Here is a 13,556-nt window from a genome sequence, read left to right as displayed (position 1 = left end):
TCCTATCCGTCCTCCTGATGCAAGAGAATTGTCAAACCCATAAGTACTCCAAATATACCAGGCGCCCACGCCGCGACCAAGGGAGGAACGATACCCGCGCCTCCGAAATCCTTGGCAAGCTCGGTAAGAACGTAAAGCACGAACCCGGACAGGATTCCACCCAGAATCATGCTTCCAAGTCCTCCAAATCTCGAAACTTTCAGAGAAACCGCAGCCGCGATCAGAATCATCGCGACCAAAAGAAGCGGGCGCGCGAGCAGTGTTTGATATTGTAAATTGTAACGATACGCCGGTAATCCGGCGTTTCTGGCCAATTCGATGAAGCGCGGCAGATTCCAGAACGAGATGGATTCAGGAGATCCGATGCTCTCGCGCACCTCTGTCGCGGTCAAAAAAGTGCTGATCTGATACTGTCCATAAGGCTGTGGATCTTGCTCTGTCGTGTAGACTATCGCGTCGTCCAGATACCAGATTTTGTCACCGAGCCTGGCCTGGGCTGCTTCGATACGCTCCCTGAAGGTGCCTTTCTTGTCGAATGTGAAAACGGTCACCCCGAGCAGTTTGGTGCCGCCATCCAGAAGCTGCTTGGCAAGCAGAACTGATTCTCCGTCCAACCCGTCCTGCCGGACCCAGACTTCGTTTGAATTCTGCATCAGGAAGGTCTGGTCGGCCCCAAAGAGCCCAGAGGCCACTTCGTCAGATTTCTTTTGAAACCAGACTGCAGCAGGGTTGTAGACGGTGACGGACAGGATGCCGAGAACAATCCCCACCAAAATGGCAGGTGTTGAAAACTGCCAGACGGAAATGCCCGACGCCCGGGTGACCACCAGTTCCAGGGCCCGGCTCAGCGTCACGAAGGCGGCAATGGACCCGAACAGGACGGTGAAGGGAATCACCTGCTCCAACAGAAGCGGCACACGCAAGGCGGAGATCATTGAGACGCGCAGGACGGAAAAGCCTTCCCGGTCGCCGCCGCGCCGCACCAGTTCCAGAACGTCGAAAAGGAAAATCAGCACTGCCGCGAACAGGAACAGACCCAAAATCGCTTTCAGGAACCGGCCGGAAAAGTAGACTGAAAGGGTTCTGCCGAGAATCACGACGCTCCTCCTGTCTGCCGGTTGTTCAACCGGTTCGCTATGGCGTCGAGGCGGTCCTGAAGGCTGAGCTGCAGCTCTGCGAGCCAGCGGGGCTGAGCCTTCTGTTCGCGCAGGATCGATGCGAGCGCAAGGATCGAGCCGACGATGGGTACCGCATAGAGCAGCCACAACAACGCAACGCTGCCACCCGAAATGGCGGTGACGCCAAAGCCGCTGGTCCGCAGCAGCACACAGCTTGCAATAGCGCCAACCACAGCCGTGCCCCGGCTTTGGCGGGTGGTGCGGGCCTTGCCGAGAAAGGCGAACACGATCAGACCAAAGGCAATCGCATAAAGAGGCTGGCTGAAGCGTTCATGAAGCTCCTGGGCGAGCTTGTCCGGGTTCTTCAGCGCGTAGGCATCGTTGCGGCCCGGTGCGAGCAGATTGCTGGTCGTGCGCTCGCTGGCCTTGAAAACGGGTTCTCCGGCTTCCGGAATAAGATTGGACAGGTCAAAGGCATAGGACTGGAAGCGAACAATGGAAATGTCGCCCTGCTGTTTGGGGCGGCGCTGGATCGTGCCGTTATGCATCACCAGCAAGGTGCGGTCAGCCGCTTCGACGATCTGACCTGTATCGGCCTGATAGGTGAAGGCGGTTTGCGGGTCGCGTGTGTCATGCAGCAGCAGGCCATCCAGAGTGCCGTTGCCCGACCGGTTCCGGATATGAAAGGTCAGGCCACTTTCGACACTGATGAACTTGCCCGGTTTGACGATATTGGCCACCAGATCTGCGCGCACCCGGGTGATTTCGGTCCTGAGCTGGGCAAGGCCGCTCGGAGCCACATAGAGGGACATGGCGGCGATAAATGCCATCACGGCAACCGAGAAAACAAGCACAGGTTTGAGCACGAGAAACCTGGACCCGCCACTGGCGTCGATCACGATGAGTTCGCTGTCGCCGGATAGGGCGTTCAGCACCAGGATCAGCGCAAGCATGAGAGCGAACGGCGCCACGATCATAATCAGAAACGGCAGAGCAAGCATGGTGATGCCGATGAACTGGACGATGGTCTGGCCTTTTGAGGTCACCAGATCCAGCTGGCGCAGGGCCTGGGTTGCCCAGACCACCCCGGTCATGGCTGCAATCGTGAGTGTGAATGCATAAACGGTCCGGCGGATTATATAGCGTTCAAGCGTCTTCATGTCTGGCCGGACCAGGTCCTTTGCATCAATTGTGAAATAGACGAACCGGTCTTTGAGTAACACGGAATGTGGTGAATGGCGCCTAAATAAGGATAGTTAATATACATTAAATTTTGCCGGGTCTTGCCGAAAAGCTGTTAAAACCCCATGATTTGCGATCGAATCCGGGCGTAAGGGGGTGTGGATGGATCATTTGCATCCCGATGATCAAGAATAAGACAGAACAGTCAGACAGGAACCGACACATGACCAAACTTGCAAAAATCGCCTTTTCCAAGGCAGACGCACCCAAAAAGGGGGTTGCCGTTCTTTTTGCGGATGACGCTCTCAGCCTTGGGTCAAGCGCAGGCGAGATGGTTGCGGGCCTGGAGGGCGGTTTGGACCGCGTCGCCGGGATTGCAGGATTTTCCGGCCGGAAAAAATCGGTGCTTGATCTGGTCGCTCCAGCGGGCGTTGGCCCCGACCGGATCATCGTTTTCGGCCTTGGCAAGGGAGCTGACCTTGAGGCCGCAGATTGGCGGGCGTTTGGCGGGGCCGTGTTTGCTGAACTGCAGAAGATCAAGGCAGAGGCCGCCGAGGTTCTTCTGGACCCTCCGGCGTCAGCAGGACTGACCCCGGAGGCCATCGCCGAGTTTGCCATGGGGGCGAAGCTGCGCGCCTATGCGTTTGACGCTTATAAGTCGAAGAAAAAAGAAGATGATAGCGCCAAGGACCTGAAGCTAACCTTGAAGGTCTCCGATCCCAAAGCCGCCAGAAAAGCCTGGGGGGAGGCGGTGGCCATCGCGGATGGTGTGCTCCTGGCCAGGGATCTGGTGAACGAACCGGCCAATGTGCTCGGCCCGGTCGAATTTGCGAAAAAGGCGGCAGCGCTTGAAGAGCTTGGTGTCGAGGTCGAGATCCTTGGTGAGAAGGAGATGAAGAAGCTCAAGATGGCGGCTCTGCTCGGGGTCTCCCAGGGCTCTGTCCGTCCACCTCGCCTTGCGGTGATGCGCTGGAACGGGGGCAAGAAATCCGAGGCGCCGGTGGCCTTTGTCGGCAAGGGCGTGGTGTTTGACACAGGTGGCATTTCCATCAAGCCAGCAGGCGGCATGGAGGAGATGAAGGGAGACATGGGCGGGGCTGCTGCGGTGACCGGGGTCATGCATGCGCTGGCTGCCCGAAAGGCCAAGGCCAATGTGGTCGGTGTGATCGGTCTGGTCGAAAACATGCCCGACGGCAATGCCCAGCGGCCAGGTGATATCGTGACGGCCATGTCCGGAACCACGATCGAGATCCTGAACACGGATGCGGAAGGCCGCCTCGTGCTCGCTGATGCGCTCTGGTATACGCAGGAAAAGTACAAGCCTGCGGTGATGATCGATTTGGCCACCCTGACCGGGGCCGTTCTTGTGGCCCTCGGCAATCTCAATGCGGGGCTGTTTGCCAATAATGATGATCTGGCCGACAAGCTTCTGGCATCGGCAAAGGCAAGTGGAGAACCGCTCTGGCGGCTGCCCCTGTCCAAAGATTATGACAAGCTCATCGATACCCCCAATGCGGATGTGAAGAACACGGGCGGCCGCTGGGCGGGCTCGATCACGGCAGCGCAGTTTCTGCAGCGGTTTGCAAATGATGTGCCCTGGGCGCATCTGGATATTGCAGGCACGGCTTTCGGGGCACCGAAAGACGACATTTGCCAGAGCTGGGCCTCGGGATATGGCGTCCGGCTGCTCAATCAGCTGGTGGCCGATCACTACGAAACCTAAAGCTCGGCCCGCGCGCTCTCAGACATGCGCCGGGAGTGCTTTCGTGCGTGTCGCGTTCAATTGGTTTCAAACCGGTTTCTCTTTTACGTTGAAATCTTTGATTTCAGGCAGTGAAAGGCAAATCCGATCAATCGCGACATGCTTTTGAGACAAGAAAAAACCCGCCGGAAGGCGGGTTTTTTGAAACCAGATCGCCTGTGTTTTAACAGGTCTTGTAGGCCTGACAGGCCGTTGCCGGTTCCACCAGCAGTCCCATTCCAAATGTGGCGCCAGCAACAACAGCGACCAATGCACAAAACACAAAAACACGTGCAATCATTTACCAAATCCCCTTTTCGGCCGGTTCGGTGAACCGCGCACCAGCCATCCAGAAAATGATCCTTGGATCGTCCCCGGAAACAAACCTAGTCAATCGACATTTGCGAAGCGTTAATGATACGAGTCTTGTGGCCTGTCTATGGCCGCTTTGCGGCAGGCGGCATTTGCGCCACCCATTGTTGCAAGCGCGCATCACTTTCAAAGGACGCCGGATTACGGGCGTTTTGGTCCTGAATGGCCAGGACATTGGAGCCCGGCGGGAGGCAATATGAGTGTTGAAGTCGTCTTCTATCATCTGCTGCACCAGCCGCTGGAAGCAGCGCTGCCAAAGCTTTTGCTTAAATGCCTGGAACGGGACTGGAAGGTGGTGGTTCAGACCGGTAGCCAGGAACGCTGCAACGCGCTGGATGCCCATTTGTGGACCTTTGCAGATGACAGTTTTCTGCCCCATGGCACCAGGACGGATGGTTATGCGGAGCATCAGCCGATCTATCTGACGGCCGAGCAGGACAATCCGAACGAGGCCGATGTGCGGTTTCTGGTCGACCGGGCACCGCCGCCACCGCTGAACGGCTACAAGCGCGCCATCTACATGTTTGATGACAATGACCAAAGTGCTGTTCAGGAGGCCCGTCAGCGTTGGAAGGACGCCAAGGCGGAAGGCTTCGACATTGCCTATTGGCAGCAGACTCCTGTGGGCGGCTGGGAACGCAAAGCGTAATACCAATCCCCTTTGATAGATGCCCAGCAAATGGTGCTCTATCAAAGGGGATTGGCAATACGGCCTGAAAGAGAGGCGCGCATGAGCAGATTGAAAGTATCGTCGGCAGAGCTTGTGGCCCGAGCAAGGGCGCGGATCGAGGAAGTCGAAACCGCGGACGCCATCGCAAAGCTGCAAGAGCCAGATGTTGTTTTTGTCGATCTCCGGGACATCCGCGAGCGGCAGAGACAGGGCTTCATTCCCGGCAGCACCCATTGCCCGAGAGGCATGATCGAATTCTGGATCGACCCGGACAGTCCCTATTTCAAGCCGGTCTTTGCGGAAGATAAAAAGTTCATCTTTCATTGCGCTGCGGGCTGGCGGTCCGCTCTTACGGTGGCAACGCTGAAGGATATGGGGTTTGACGCCGCCCATCTGAAAGACGGTTTTGCAGATTGGGTGGAGAAGGGGGGGGCGGTCGAAAAGAATGAACCGGAAAAGACCGGTCCGCAGGCTTCAAAAGAACACTGCGATTAAACGGGTTTGCCTCCATTTGAACGCGGTAAGCTCTCAGGCGCGCTGCGCGTGAGGGGTCTTAGCCTGCCTCTTCAAATTCGGCGGACAGCTCCAGCCATTCTTCTTCGGTCTTCACCAGTTTCTTTTCGCAATAGGCCCGTTCCTTGGCGAATTTGGTTGCCCGCTCCGGTTCCTTCTGGAAAAAGTCCGGATCGGCCAGGGCCGTGTCCAGCTTGCCGATTTTTTCCTGAAGGCGGGCCATCTCCTTTTCCGCCGCATCAATCTTCTTTTTGAGCGGCTTTAGCTGGCTGCGCTTTTGGGCTGCTTCCCGGCGCTTTTCCTGGGCGCTGGCCTTGTCCGCATCCTCTGCCGCCACACGGTCCCGGGCTTTCTGAACAGCCTCGGGCCCCTGCAGGATCAGGCGGCGGTAGTCTTCCATGTCGCCGTCATAAGGCGCAACCCGGCCGTCCGCGACCAGCCACAGCCGGTCGGCGCAGGCTTCCACCAGATGCCGGTCGTGGCTGATCAGCACAACGGCGCCTTGAAAATCGTTGAGCGCCATGACAAGCGCTTCCCGGCTGTCAATGTCGAGGTGGTTGGTCGGCTCATCGAGGATCAGCAGATGCGGGCCGTCAAATGTGGCAAGCCCCAGCAGCAGCCGGGCCTTTTCCCCGCCCGACAGATCCTTTGCGGGCGTGTCCATCCGGTCGGTCGGCAACCCGAATCGGGCGACGCGCGCCCGGACCTTGGCTTCGGGCACATCCGGCATCAGTGCGCGCACATGGGCAACGGAGCTTTCGGCCGGTTTCAGCTCATCCAGCTGGTGCTGGGCAAAAAAGGCGATCTTCAGCTTTGATGCTCTGGCCATCTCGCCGCCCATCGCCTCGAGCCGCCCGGAGATAAGCTTGGCGAAGGTGGATTTGCCGTTGCCATTGGCGCCGAGCAGGGCAATCCGGTCATCCGTATCGATATTCAGGGTTAGGCCCGAGAGGATCTTTGTATCGCCATAACCTGTCGACACGCCTTCCAGCTTCAAAATCGGTGGCGCCAGAAGGGCTTCCGGGTCGGGGAAGTGGATCGGCTTGCCGCTTTCTTCCGTAAGTGCAGCAATCGGCTGCATCCTTTCCAGCATCTTGAGCCGGGACTGGGCCTGCCGGGCCTTGCTGGCCTTATAGCGGAACCTGTCGACAAAGGCTTGCATGTGCTTGCGCTGGGCGTCCTGCTTTTCCTTGGCCTTTTCAGCGAGGATCATAGCTTCCCGGCGCTGCCTGTCGAAACTGTCATAGCCGCCGGAATAGAAGGTCAGTTTGCCCCGCTCCAGATGCACTATACTGTTCACCGCCTTGTTCAACAGATCCCGGTCGTGGGAGATCAGCAGCACCTGGTGCGGATAGCGAGCGACGTAGTTTTCCAGCCAGAGCGTGCCTTCGAGATCCAGATAGTTGGTCGGCTCGTCCAGAAGCAGCAGGTCCGGTTCGGAGAAGAGCACGGCGGCCAGGGCAACGCGCATGCGCCACCCCCCGGAAAAGGACGAGCAGGGGCGTTGCTGGGCAGCCGCATCAAAGCCGAGCCCGGACAGGATCGCCCCGGCGCGCGCTTCTGCGGTGTGCGCCCCGATATCGGCGAGCCGCGTATGAATGTCGGCGATCCGCGTGGGGTCGGTTTCCGTCTCTGCCTCTGCGAGCAGCCGGCTGCGCTCCTTGTCGGCCGCGAGCACCACGTCCATCAGCGTTTCTTCCGTGCCAGGAGCCTCCTGGGCCACCTGGCCGATCCGTGCCCGTTTCGGGACCTGCACAAAGCCGGTTTCGGTGGCAAGGTCCCCGGTGATGATTTTGAAAAGGGTCGACTTGCCCGCGCCATTGCGGCCCACAAGACCGGTTTTTGCTTTGCCGGGCAGGCTCACATTGGCCTTGTCGATCAGGAGACGGTCCCCGATGCGGTAGGTGAGGTCTGAAATCTGCAACATGGCCGGATGTTTGGCGGAGCCGGAGCGGCGATGCAAGTAGAAAGCGCGCTGGAAAAGCGCTGGGCCTTCATGTTGTGACATTGCCGCAGGCTGGGCCTGGGGAAAAATCAGCCGTTCTCTTGCAGTGTCTGGAGAAAAAGCTCTGCAAAGCCGCCAAGCAGCTCGTGGCAGATGACGACTTCCCGCGTGTCCGGATCCCAGAACGCGTTGTCCTCGCCGCAGGTTTCCGCCTTGAACGTGACATTCTCGGGCAGGTCGTACAGCGCATCGATCTCCTGCGCGACCATATCCATCAGCCCTTTCTTTTTCAGAAAGCTAGCCAGAAAGGCAAGGGGGGCGGGGGCCGGATCATGAAGGATCGCAATCCGGCTGGCCGGGTGGTCTTGTTTGTGCAGATGAGGGGCCGTCACAAGGTCCCAGGAATCTGCGGTCTGCTCAAAGTCGTCGGCACAGCTGTCGATCCGGTCCTCAGGCAGGTTCAGATCCCTGGCAAGGTCCAGAAAGGCCGCCTCATCGGCGCCGACCATCAGGCACAGAATGCGGTAGCCGCGTTGTTCGTCTAGATCATGCGCCCCAAAAAAGACCAGAGGCCCCTGATCGCTCTCCGCCTGCAGGAACCAGCCTTCCATGGCGTGGAAGAGATAAAGATCCATCTCGTCCGTGTCGGCACTTAGCATCGACAAGGTGGCCAGATTGTCGACCGCATCTTCTTCCTGGGCGAGGACAGGGAGCCCGAGTTCGGACACGAGCATGTGACCGGCTTCGTGGTAGATCACGAACAGCGTGTTTCCGGCGATGAAGTCATAGAGCTCCTGCCGGTCTTCTTTTGACAGACTGTCAATCTGTGACTTGAGACCAGAAAAGGCCGGTCCGTCGGGCTCCGCTTGATCCTGGGCGGCCAGGGTTGCGCCGGGGCGTCCGGTCACCGCTGCAAAGGTCAAGAAGAAGAGGACGAGAAAACCGGACATTCTTGTCATGGCAGGGCCCTTGAGCCGGAACTGAACCACCGTGCTGTTACGTGTGGTTTTGCCGCTAGGTTAGGCGCAGAGGGCACTGTTTGCCAGCGCGCCAAGAGGAGTGCTGGCATGAATCTTTTCTGCAGCAGAGGCCTTGCGGAGCTTCCGGCGCACCGTGACATGAAATTGTCATGCCGGGGCCCCCTTGCGGGCGCGGCGGCGCGCCGTTATTAAGGCCGCGAAATTTCTGACAATCTGCGGGTAGCACCGGGCTGGCCCGCTGAAGAACCGAGAAAGACCAAACCATGGCGATTGAACGCACGTTTTCCATGATCAAGCCGGATGCAACCAAGCGCAACCTGACCGGCGCTATCACCGCAAAGCTGGAAGAAGCTGGCCTGCGGGTGGTTGCGTCCCGCCGCGTTTGGATGTCCCTTCGTGAAGCTGAAGCTTTCTATGCAGTTCACAAAGAGCGTCCGTTTTTTGGTGAGCTGACCGAATTCATGTCCTCTGGCCCGACCGTTGTTCAGGTTCTGGAAGGCGAGAATGCCATTGTGAAGAACCGTGAAGTCATGGGCGCCACCAACCCTGCAGAAGCTGCGGAAGGCACTATCCGCAAGGAATTTGCGCTGTCCATCGGCGAAAACTCCGTCCATGGGTCAGACGCTCCGGAAACGGCTGCGGAAGAAATTGCTTTCTGGTTCTCCGGCACGGAACTGGTCGGCTGACGTTCCAGTCTTCTTTTTTGGAAAAGCCGGTCCACAAGGACCGGCTTTTCTTTTTTTGGCATCTTTCTCAGCGGTGAGACCGCCTTTTTTGCGTGTCCAGGCGCGCAGGCGCGCTTGCAGAGAGCTGCCCGGCGCTTGACGGCGCCCCGGTTTGTTTTCCATAAGTCAGGGTTCCGGAACGCTCTCAAAAAGCCAGCCGATTGGATCTTTCATGAATCAGCAAGCGCCCAAAAGCACTTTTTCCACCTGCCCGCATGACTGTCCGTCATCCTGCGCGCTGGATGTGCATTTGACCCCTGAGGGGGGCGTGCGCCGCCTGAACGGGGCGAAAGACAACAGCTATACGGCTGGGGTGATCTGCGCCAAAGTCGCCCGCTATCCGGAACGGCTCTACCACCCTGAGCGCCTGACACAGCCCTTGCGGCGGGTTGGTAAAAAGGGCGAGGGCTCCTTTGAGTCGATTTCCTGGGAGACGGCGCTTGACCTTGTTGCCGCGAAGTTTCTGGAGGTGGAGGCCGAATTCGGTGCCGAAAGTATCTGGCTGAACCATTATGCGGGCACAATGGGCCTCGTCCAGCGCGACAGCATTCACCGCTTGCGCCACGCCAAAGGCTATTCCCGCCAGTTCGACAGTTTCTGCACCAATATGGCCTGGACCGGCTATGTTGCCGGAACCGGCAGCCTGACCGGGCCGGACCCGCGCGAGATGGCCCTCTCCGATCAGGTGGTGATCTGGGGCACCAATCCGGTGGCCACCCAGGTCAATGTCATGACCCACGCCATTGCCGCCCGCAAGAAACGGGGCGCCCGGATCATCGTCGTGGATGTCTATGAGACGGAAACCATGAAACAGGCGGATCTTGGCCTCATTTTGAAGCCCGGGACCGATGCGGCTCTGGCCTGTGCCATCATGCATGTGCTGTTCCGCGATGGCCATGCGGACCGGGACTATCTTGCCGCCTATACCGATTGCCCTGAGGAACTGGAAGCCCATCTCGAAACAAAAACTCCGGACTGGGCAGCTTCGGTCACCGGTCTGAAGGCACAGCAGATCGAAGACGTAGCCCGGCTGATCGGGGAGACGAAAAAAACTTATTTCCGCCTCGGCTATGGCTTCACCCGCTCACGCAACGGCGCGGTTGGCATGCATGCGGCAGCGTCGATTGCAGCGGTAACCGGATGCTGGCAGCACGAGGGCGGGGGTGCGTTTCACAACAATGGCGGCCTCTTCAAGTTCAACAAGGAGATGGTCGAGGCGAATTCCCTGCGCGATCCGTCTGTGCGGGCGCTCGATCAAAGTCTGATCGGCCGTATTTTGACCGGGGATGACACCGCGCTTCTGGGCGGGCCGCCGGTCAAGGCCATGCTGATCCAGAACACAAATCCCATGTCCGTGGCCCCGGAACAGGAGCTGGTGCGCCAGGGGTTCTCAAGGGAAGATCTCTTCACCGTTGTGCATGAGCAGTTTTTGACCGAAACGGCAGAAATGGCCGATCTCGTGCTGCCCGCCACGCAATTTCTGGAGCATGACGACATCTATAAAGGTGGTGGCCACCAGCATATCTCCCTCGGGCCAAAAGCCGTTGAACCGCCGGAAGGTCCAAGAGAGAATATATTTGTTATCAATGAGATTGCGAAGCGGGTTAAAGCAAAACCTCATCCCGGCTTCGGGATGAGCGCCCGCGAGCATGTGGACTGGATGCTGCGCGAATCCGGTTATGGCAGTTTTGAAGAACTGGAGGCTGAAAAATGGCGGGACTTGCAGCCCGATTTCAGAACGTCCCACTATCTGGACGGTTTTGGTCACGCGGACGGGAAGTTTCATTTCAAGCCTGACTGGGGGCGGTCCGTTGCGCCCAACAAACCGGAAGACGGGACGATCTTCGGCGCGTATGCCGACATGCCGGTGTTGCCGGACCAGTGGGACAGCATCGATCTGGCCGACGCGCAACACCCGTTCCGCCTTGCCACGTCCCCGGCACGGTCCTTCCTCAATTCGTCCTTCAACGAGACCGAGAGTTCGCGCAAGAAGGAAGGGCGGCCGGAAGTCTGGCTGCGTCCGGACGATGCAGCCAGGTTTGGCATTGAAGACGGTGCAAAGGTGAAAATGGGCAACAGGCGCGGCATCGTCACGCTGCATGCCCGCCATGTTGCGAGCTTGGCGCCGGGTACGGTGATTTCCGAAGGGCTGTGGCCGAATGGGGCGTTCGAGGACGGCAAGGGCATCAACACCCTGACCGGCGCCGACCCGGTGGCGCCTTACGGGGGCGCAGCCTTTCATGATACCGCCGTCTGGATCAGACCGGCCTGACGAACAGCTGTGCGGTTTCAAACAAGAAAGTGGCAGCGCCGTTTCAAGGAGCGCTGCCTTGTGCGTTTCATGGGCGCTGGGGCTGCCTCAAAGGGCTCTTTCAGAAGTGCCCCTAAAGCCAGACCAGATCCGGGACGGCCGCCTCTTCAGATCCGGTGAGGACGCGAGCCCCGGATATTTTCGTCCGGCCGCTGGCAACCAGCGCGAGCGCTTGCGGGTAGATCTTGTGTTCCACGTCCAGGACCCGCGCTGCCAGCGTGTCGGGCGTGTCGCGGTCCAGAACCGGCACAGCCCCTTGCGCGATGATTGGCCCATCATCCATTTCCGCTGAAACGAAATGGACGGTCGCGCCATGCAGCTTGACCCCTTCGTCCAGAGCCCGCTCATGGGTGGCCAGTCCCTTGAAGGAGGGCAGCAGGGCCGGGTGAATGTTGATCATGCGCCCGGCCCAGGCATTGACAAGAAACGGCGTCAGGATGCGCATGAACCCGGCAAGGGCAACCAGTTCGATCTTGTGATCGCGCAGGACCGTATCCAGCGCCTTTTCAAAGGCTTCCCGGTCGCCGCCAAACTCCTTGTGGTCCACCGTTGCGGTTGCAATACCAAACTCGGCGGCCCGCTCCAGGCCCTTGGCCTCGGGCCGGTTGGAAACCACAAGTGAAATCTCAGCCGGATAGCTTGGCGCCATGGAGGCCGAGATCAGAGCGCCCATATTGGTGCCGCGTCCGGAAATCAGAACGGCTGTGCGTTTGCGGCTCATGCGCCAAACCCGAAACTGTTGTCAAACAGCACCGGCTGATCCCCGGCGGCTTCAATCTGGCCGATCCGGGAGACGGTTTCTCCTGCTTCTTCAAGAACGGCAGTCACTGCAGCCACGTCCTCGTCAGAGACCACCAGCACCATACCGATGCCGCAGTTGAAGGTGCGCAGCATTTCGCCTTCGGCAACGCCGCCACTCTTTGCGAGCCAGTCAAACACAGGAGGGGCGGAAATTTGGGCCAGATCGATCCTGGCGGAACAGTTTTCCGGCAGAACCCGGGGCAGGTTTTCCGGCAAGCCGCCGCCGGTGATATGGGCCAGCGCCTTGATGCCGCCGGTGGCTTTCAGGGCGGCCAGCAGCGGTTTGACATAAATCCGGGTCGGTTCCATGAACGCCTGCCCAAGGGTCTTGCCCTTGGCGAAGGGAGCAGCGTCGTCCCAGGAAAAGCCGCTCAGGCCGATGATCTTGCGCACCATGGAAAAGCCATTGGAATGCACACCGGAAGAGGCAAGGCCCAACAGCACATCGCCTTGTCCCACATCCTTGCGCGGCAAGATCCGGCCGCGCTCAACCGCGCCGACGGAAAACCCGGCAAGGTCATAGTCGCCGTCACCATACATTCCCGGCATTTCCGCCGTTTCCCCGCCGATCAGGGCTGCACCTGCCAGTTTGCAGCCCTCTGCAATCCCGGCCACCACTTCGCTGGCCGTGTCCACATCCAGCGCGCCGGTGGCAAAATAATCGAGGAAAAACAGAGGCTCGGCCCCTTGCACCACCAGATCGTTGACGCACATGGCGACGAGGTCGATGCCGACTGTCTTGTGTTCGCCGGTTTCAATGGCAATTCTCAGCTTGGTGCCGACGCCGTCATTGGCAGCCACAAGGACCGGGTCCTGGAACCCGGCGCCCTTCAGGTCAAACAAGCCGCCGAAACCGCCAATGTCGCTGTCCGCACCGGGGCGCGCCGTTGCTTTGACCAGCGGTTTGATCCGCTTCACAAGTTCGTTGCCGGCATCAATATCAACGCCGGCATCGGCGTAGGTCAGACCATTTTGTCCGGTGGGCTTGGATTGGCTCATGACAGCTCCCGACAGGTTGTGCGCGCGGCCAAGGCCTGCTTGCGTTCAAAAGTCACTGCCGCGCATACAGCCTTGCGGGCGGTTTCACAAGGCCCGGCGCGCGCCATCACCGCAATTCCGCCAGCTCTTGACCGGGGCAGGCCCCCCAACCTATGTGCAGCACGGCCAGGGCTGTAAGACTTGCTGTCCGCGTTGTGGC

General features: G+C 59.1%; 11 protein-coding genes. 5 read left to right on the top strand and 6 right to left on the bottom strand.

What is annotated here, in order from left to right:
* Positions 1 to 2 precede the first annotated feature (2 nt).
* Together lptG and lptF are read right to left on the bottom strand one after the other, a co-directional pair.
* Positions 3 to 1,097 (bottom strand): LPS export ABC transporter permease LptG, encoded by a 1,095-nt coding sequence (gene lptG / locus ACXAIC_RS07345; RefSeq protein ID WP_475175234.1) that lies wholly within the window; start codon positions 1,095 to 1,097, stop codon positions 3 to 5.
* Positions 1,094 to 2,278, bottom strand: a complete 1,185-nt coding sequence (lptF, locus tag ACXAIC_RS07340; RefSeq protein WP_475175231.1) for an LPS export ABC transporter permease LptF — start codon at positions 2,276 to 2,278, stop codon at positions 1,094 to 1,096. Before lptF ends, lptG begins: the two co-directional genes overlap by 4 nt.
* Before the next feature lie 245 nt (positions 2,279 to 2,523).
* Here lptF and ACXAIC_RS07335 point away from each other — a divergent pair, with 245 nt between their 5' ends.
* The 3 genes from ACXAIC_RS07335 (at position 2,524) to ACXAIC_RS07325 (ending at position 5,578) form a co-directional block, all read left to right on the top strand.
* Complete coding sequence (locus tag ACXAIC_RS07335) at positions 2,524 to 4,023, top strand: leucyl aminopeptidase (RefSeq protein WP_475175229.1); 1,500 nt, start codon at positions 2,524 to 2,526, stop codon at positions 4,021 to 4,023.
* 586 nt (positions 4,024 to 4,609) lie between these two features.
* Entirely contained in the window at positions 4,610 to 5,062 is a 453-nt protein-coding gene (locus ACXAIC_RS07330) for a DNA polymerase III subunit chi (protein ID WP_475175227.1), read from the top strand.
* 81 nt (positions 5,063 to 5,143) lie between these two features.
* Entirely contained in the window at positions 5,144 to 5,578 is a 435-nt protein-coding gene (locus ACXAIC_RS07325; protein ID WP_475175224.1) for a rhodanese-like domain-containing protein, read from the top strand.
* A 58-nt stretch (positions 5,579 to 5,636) separates the two neighbouring features.
* On the opposite strand, the gene ACXAIC_RS07320 is transcribed toward ACXAIC_RS07325, so the two are convergent.
* Positions 5,637 to 7,523 (bottom strand): ABC-F family ATP-binding cassette domain-containing protein, encoded by a 1,887-nt coding sequence (locus tag ACXAIC_RS07320; protein WP_475175335.1) that lies wholly within the window; start codon positions 7,521 to 7,523, stop codon positions 5,637 to 5,639.
* A 107-nt stretch (positions 7,524 to 7,630) separates the two neighbouring features.
* The gene (locus ACXAIC_RS07315; RefSeq protein WP_475175223.1) at positions 7,631 to 8,500 is read right to left on the bottom strand and encodes a DUF4344 domain-containing metallopeptidase; all 870 of its coding nucleotides are present in this window, start codon (positions 8,498 to 8,500) and stop codon (positions 7,631 to 7,633) included.
* Positions 8,501 to 8,784: 284 nt separating this feature from the next.
* Between ACXAIC_RS07315 and ndk the strand changes: the two genes are divergently transcribed.
* Together ndk and ACXAIC_RS07305 are read left to right on the top strand one after the other, a co-directional pair.
* Positions 8,785 to 9,207 (top strand): nucleoside-diphosphate kinase, encoded by a 423-nt coding sequence (gene ndk, locus ACXAIC_RS07310; RefSeq protein WP_475175222.1) that lies wholly within the window; start codon positions 8,785 to 8,787, stop codon positions 9,205 to 9,207.
* A gap of 211 nt (positions 9,208 to 9,418) precedes the next feature.
* A complete protein-coding gene (locus tag ACXAIC_RS07305; protein WP_475175219.1) occupies positions 9,419 to 11,518 on the top strand; it encodes a molybdopterin-containing oxidoreductase family protein in 2,100 nt (699 codons plus the stop codon).
* Between the two features lie 112 nt (positions 11,519 to 11,630).
* On the opposite strand, the gene purN is transcribed toward ACXAIC_RS07305, so the two are convergent.
* Together purN and purM are read right to left on the bottom strand one after the other, a co-directional pair.
* Positions 11,631 to 12,278, bottom strand: a complete 648-nt coding sequence (purN, locus tag ACXAIC_RS07300) for a phosphoribosylglycinamide formyltransferase (RefSeq protein ID WP_475175218.1) — start codon at positions 12,276 to 12,278, stop codon at positions 11,631 to 11,633.
* Positions 12,275 to 13,357, bottom strand: coding sequence for a phosphoribosylformylglycinamidine cyclo-ligase (gene purM / locus ACXAIC_RS07295; RefSeq protein ID WP_475175216.1), 1,083 nt, complete (start codon positions 13,355 to 13,357; stop codon positions 12,275 to 12,277). The genes purN and purM overlap by 4 nt, the downstream gene beginning before the upstream one ends.
* Positions 13,358 to 13,556: the final 199 nt, after the last annotated feature.

Source organism: Roseibium sp. AWQ4_254, from assembly GCF_056161025.1.
The sequence above is the reverse complement of the archived record's forward strand: the minus strand, read 5'-3'. Positions and strand labels throughout refer to the sequence as shown.

Excerpts from the sequence above, each read along its gene's own strand:
- lptF (WP_475175231.1), bottom strand. The coding sequence starts at position 2,278 with ATGAAGACGCTTGAACGCTATATAATCCGCCGGACCGTTTATGCATTC.
- ACXAIC_RS07335 (WP_475175229.1), top strand. The coding sequence starts at position 2,524 with ATGACCAAACTTGCAAAAATCGCCTTTTCCAAGGCAGACGCACCCAAA.
- ACXAIC_RS07330 (WP_475175227.1), top strand. The coding sequence starts at position 4,610 with ATGAGTGTTGAAGTCGTCTTCTATCATCTGCTGCACCAGCCGCTGGAA.
- ACXAIC_RS07325 (WP_475175224.1), top strand. The coding sequence starts at position 5,144 with ATGAGCAGATTGAAAGTATCGTCGGCAGAGCTTGTGGCCCGAGCAAGG.
- ACXAIC_RS07320 (WP_475175335.1), bottom strand. The coding sequence starts at position 7,523 with ATGTTGCAGATTTCAGACCTCACCTACCGCATCGGGGACCGTCTCCTG.
- ACXAIC_RS07315 (WP_475175223.1), bottom strand. The coding sequence starts at position 8,500 with ATGACAAGAATGTCCGGTTTTCTCGTCCTCTTCTTCTTGACCTTTGCA.
- ndk (WP_475175222.1), top strand. The coding sequence starts at position 8,785 with ATGGCGATTGAACGCACGTTTTCCATGATCAAGCCGGATGCAACCAAG.
- ACXAIC_RS07305 (WP_475175219.1), top strand. The coding sequence starts at position 9,419 with ATGAATCAGCAAGCGCCCAAAAGCACTTTTTCCACCTGCCCGCATGAC.
- purN (WP_475175218.1), bottom strand. The coding sequence starts at position 12,278 with ATGAGCCGCAAACGCACAGCCGTTCTGATTTCCGGACGCGGCACCAAT.
- purM (WP_475175216.1), bottom strand. The coding sequence starts at position 13,357 with ATGAGCCAATCCAAGCCCACCGGACAAAATGGTCTGACCTACGCCGAT.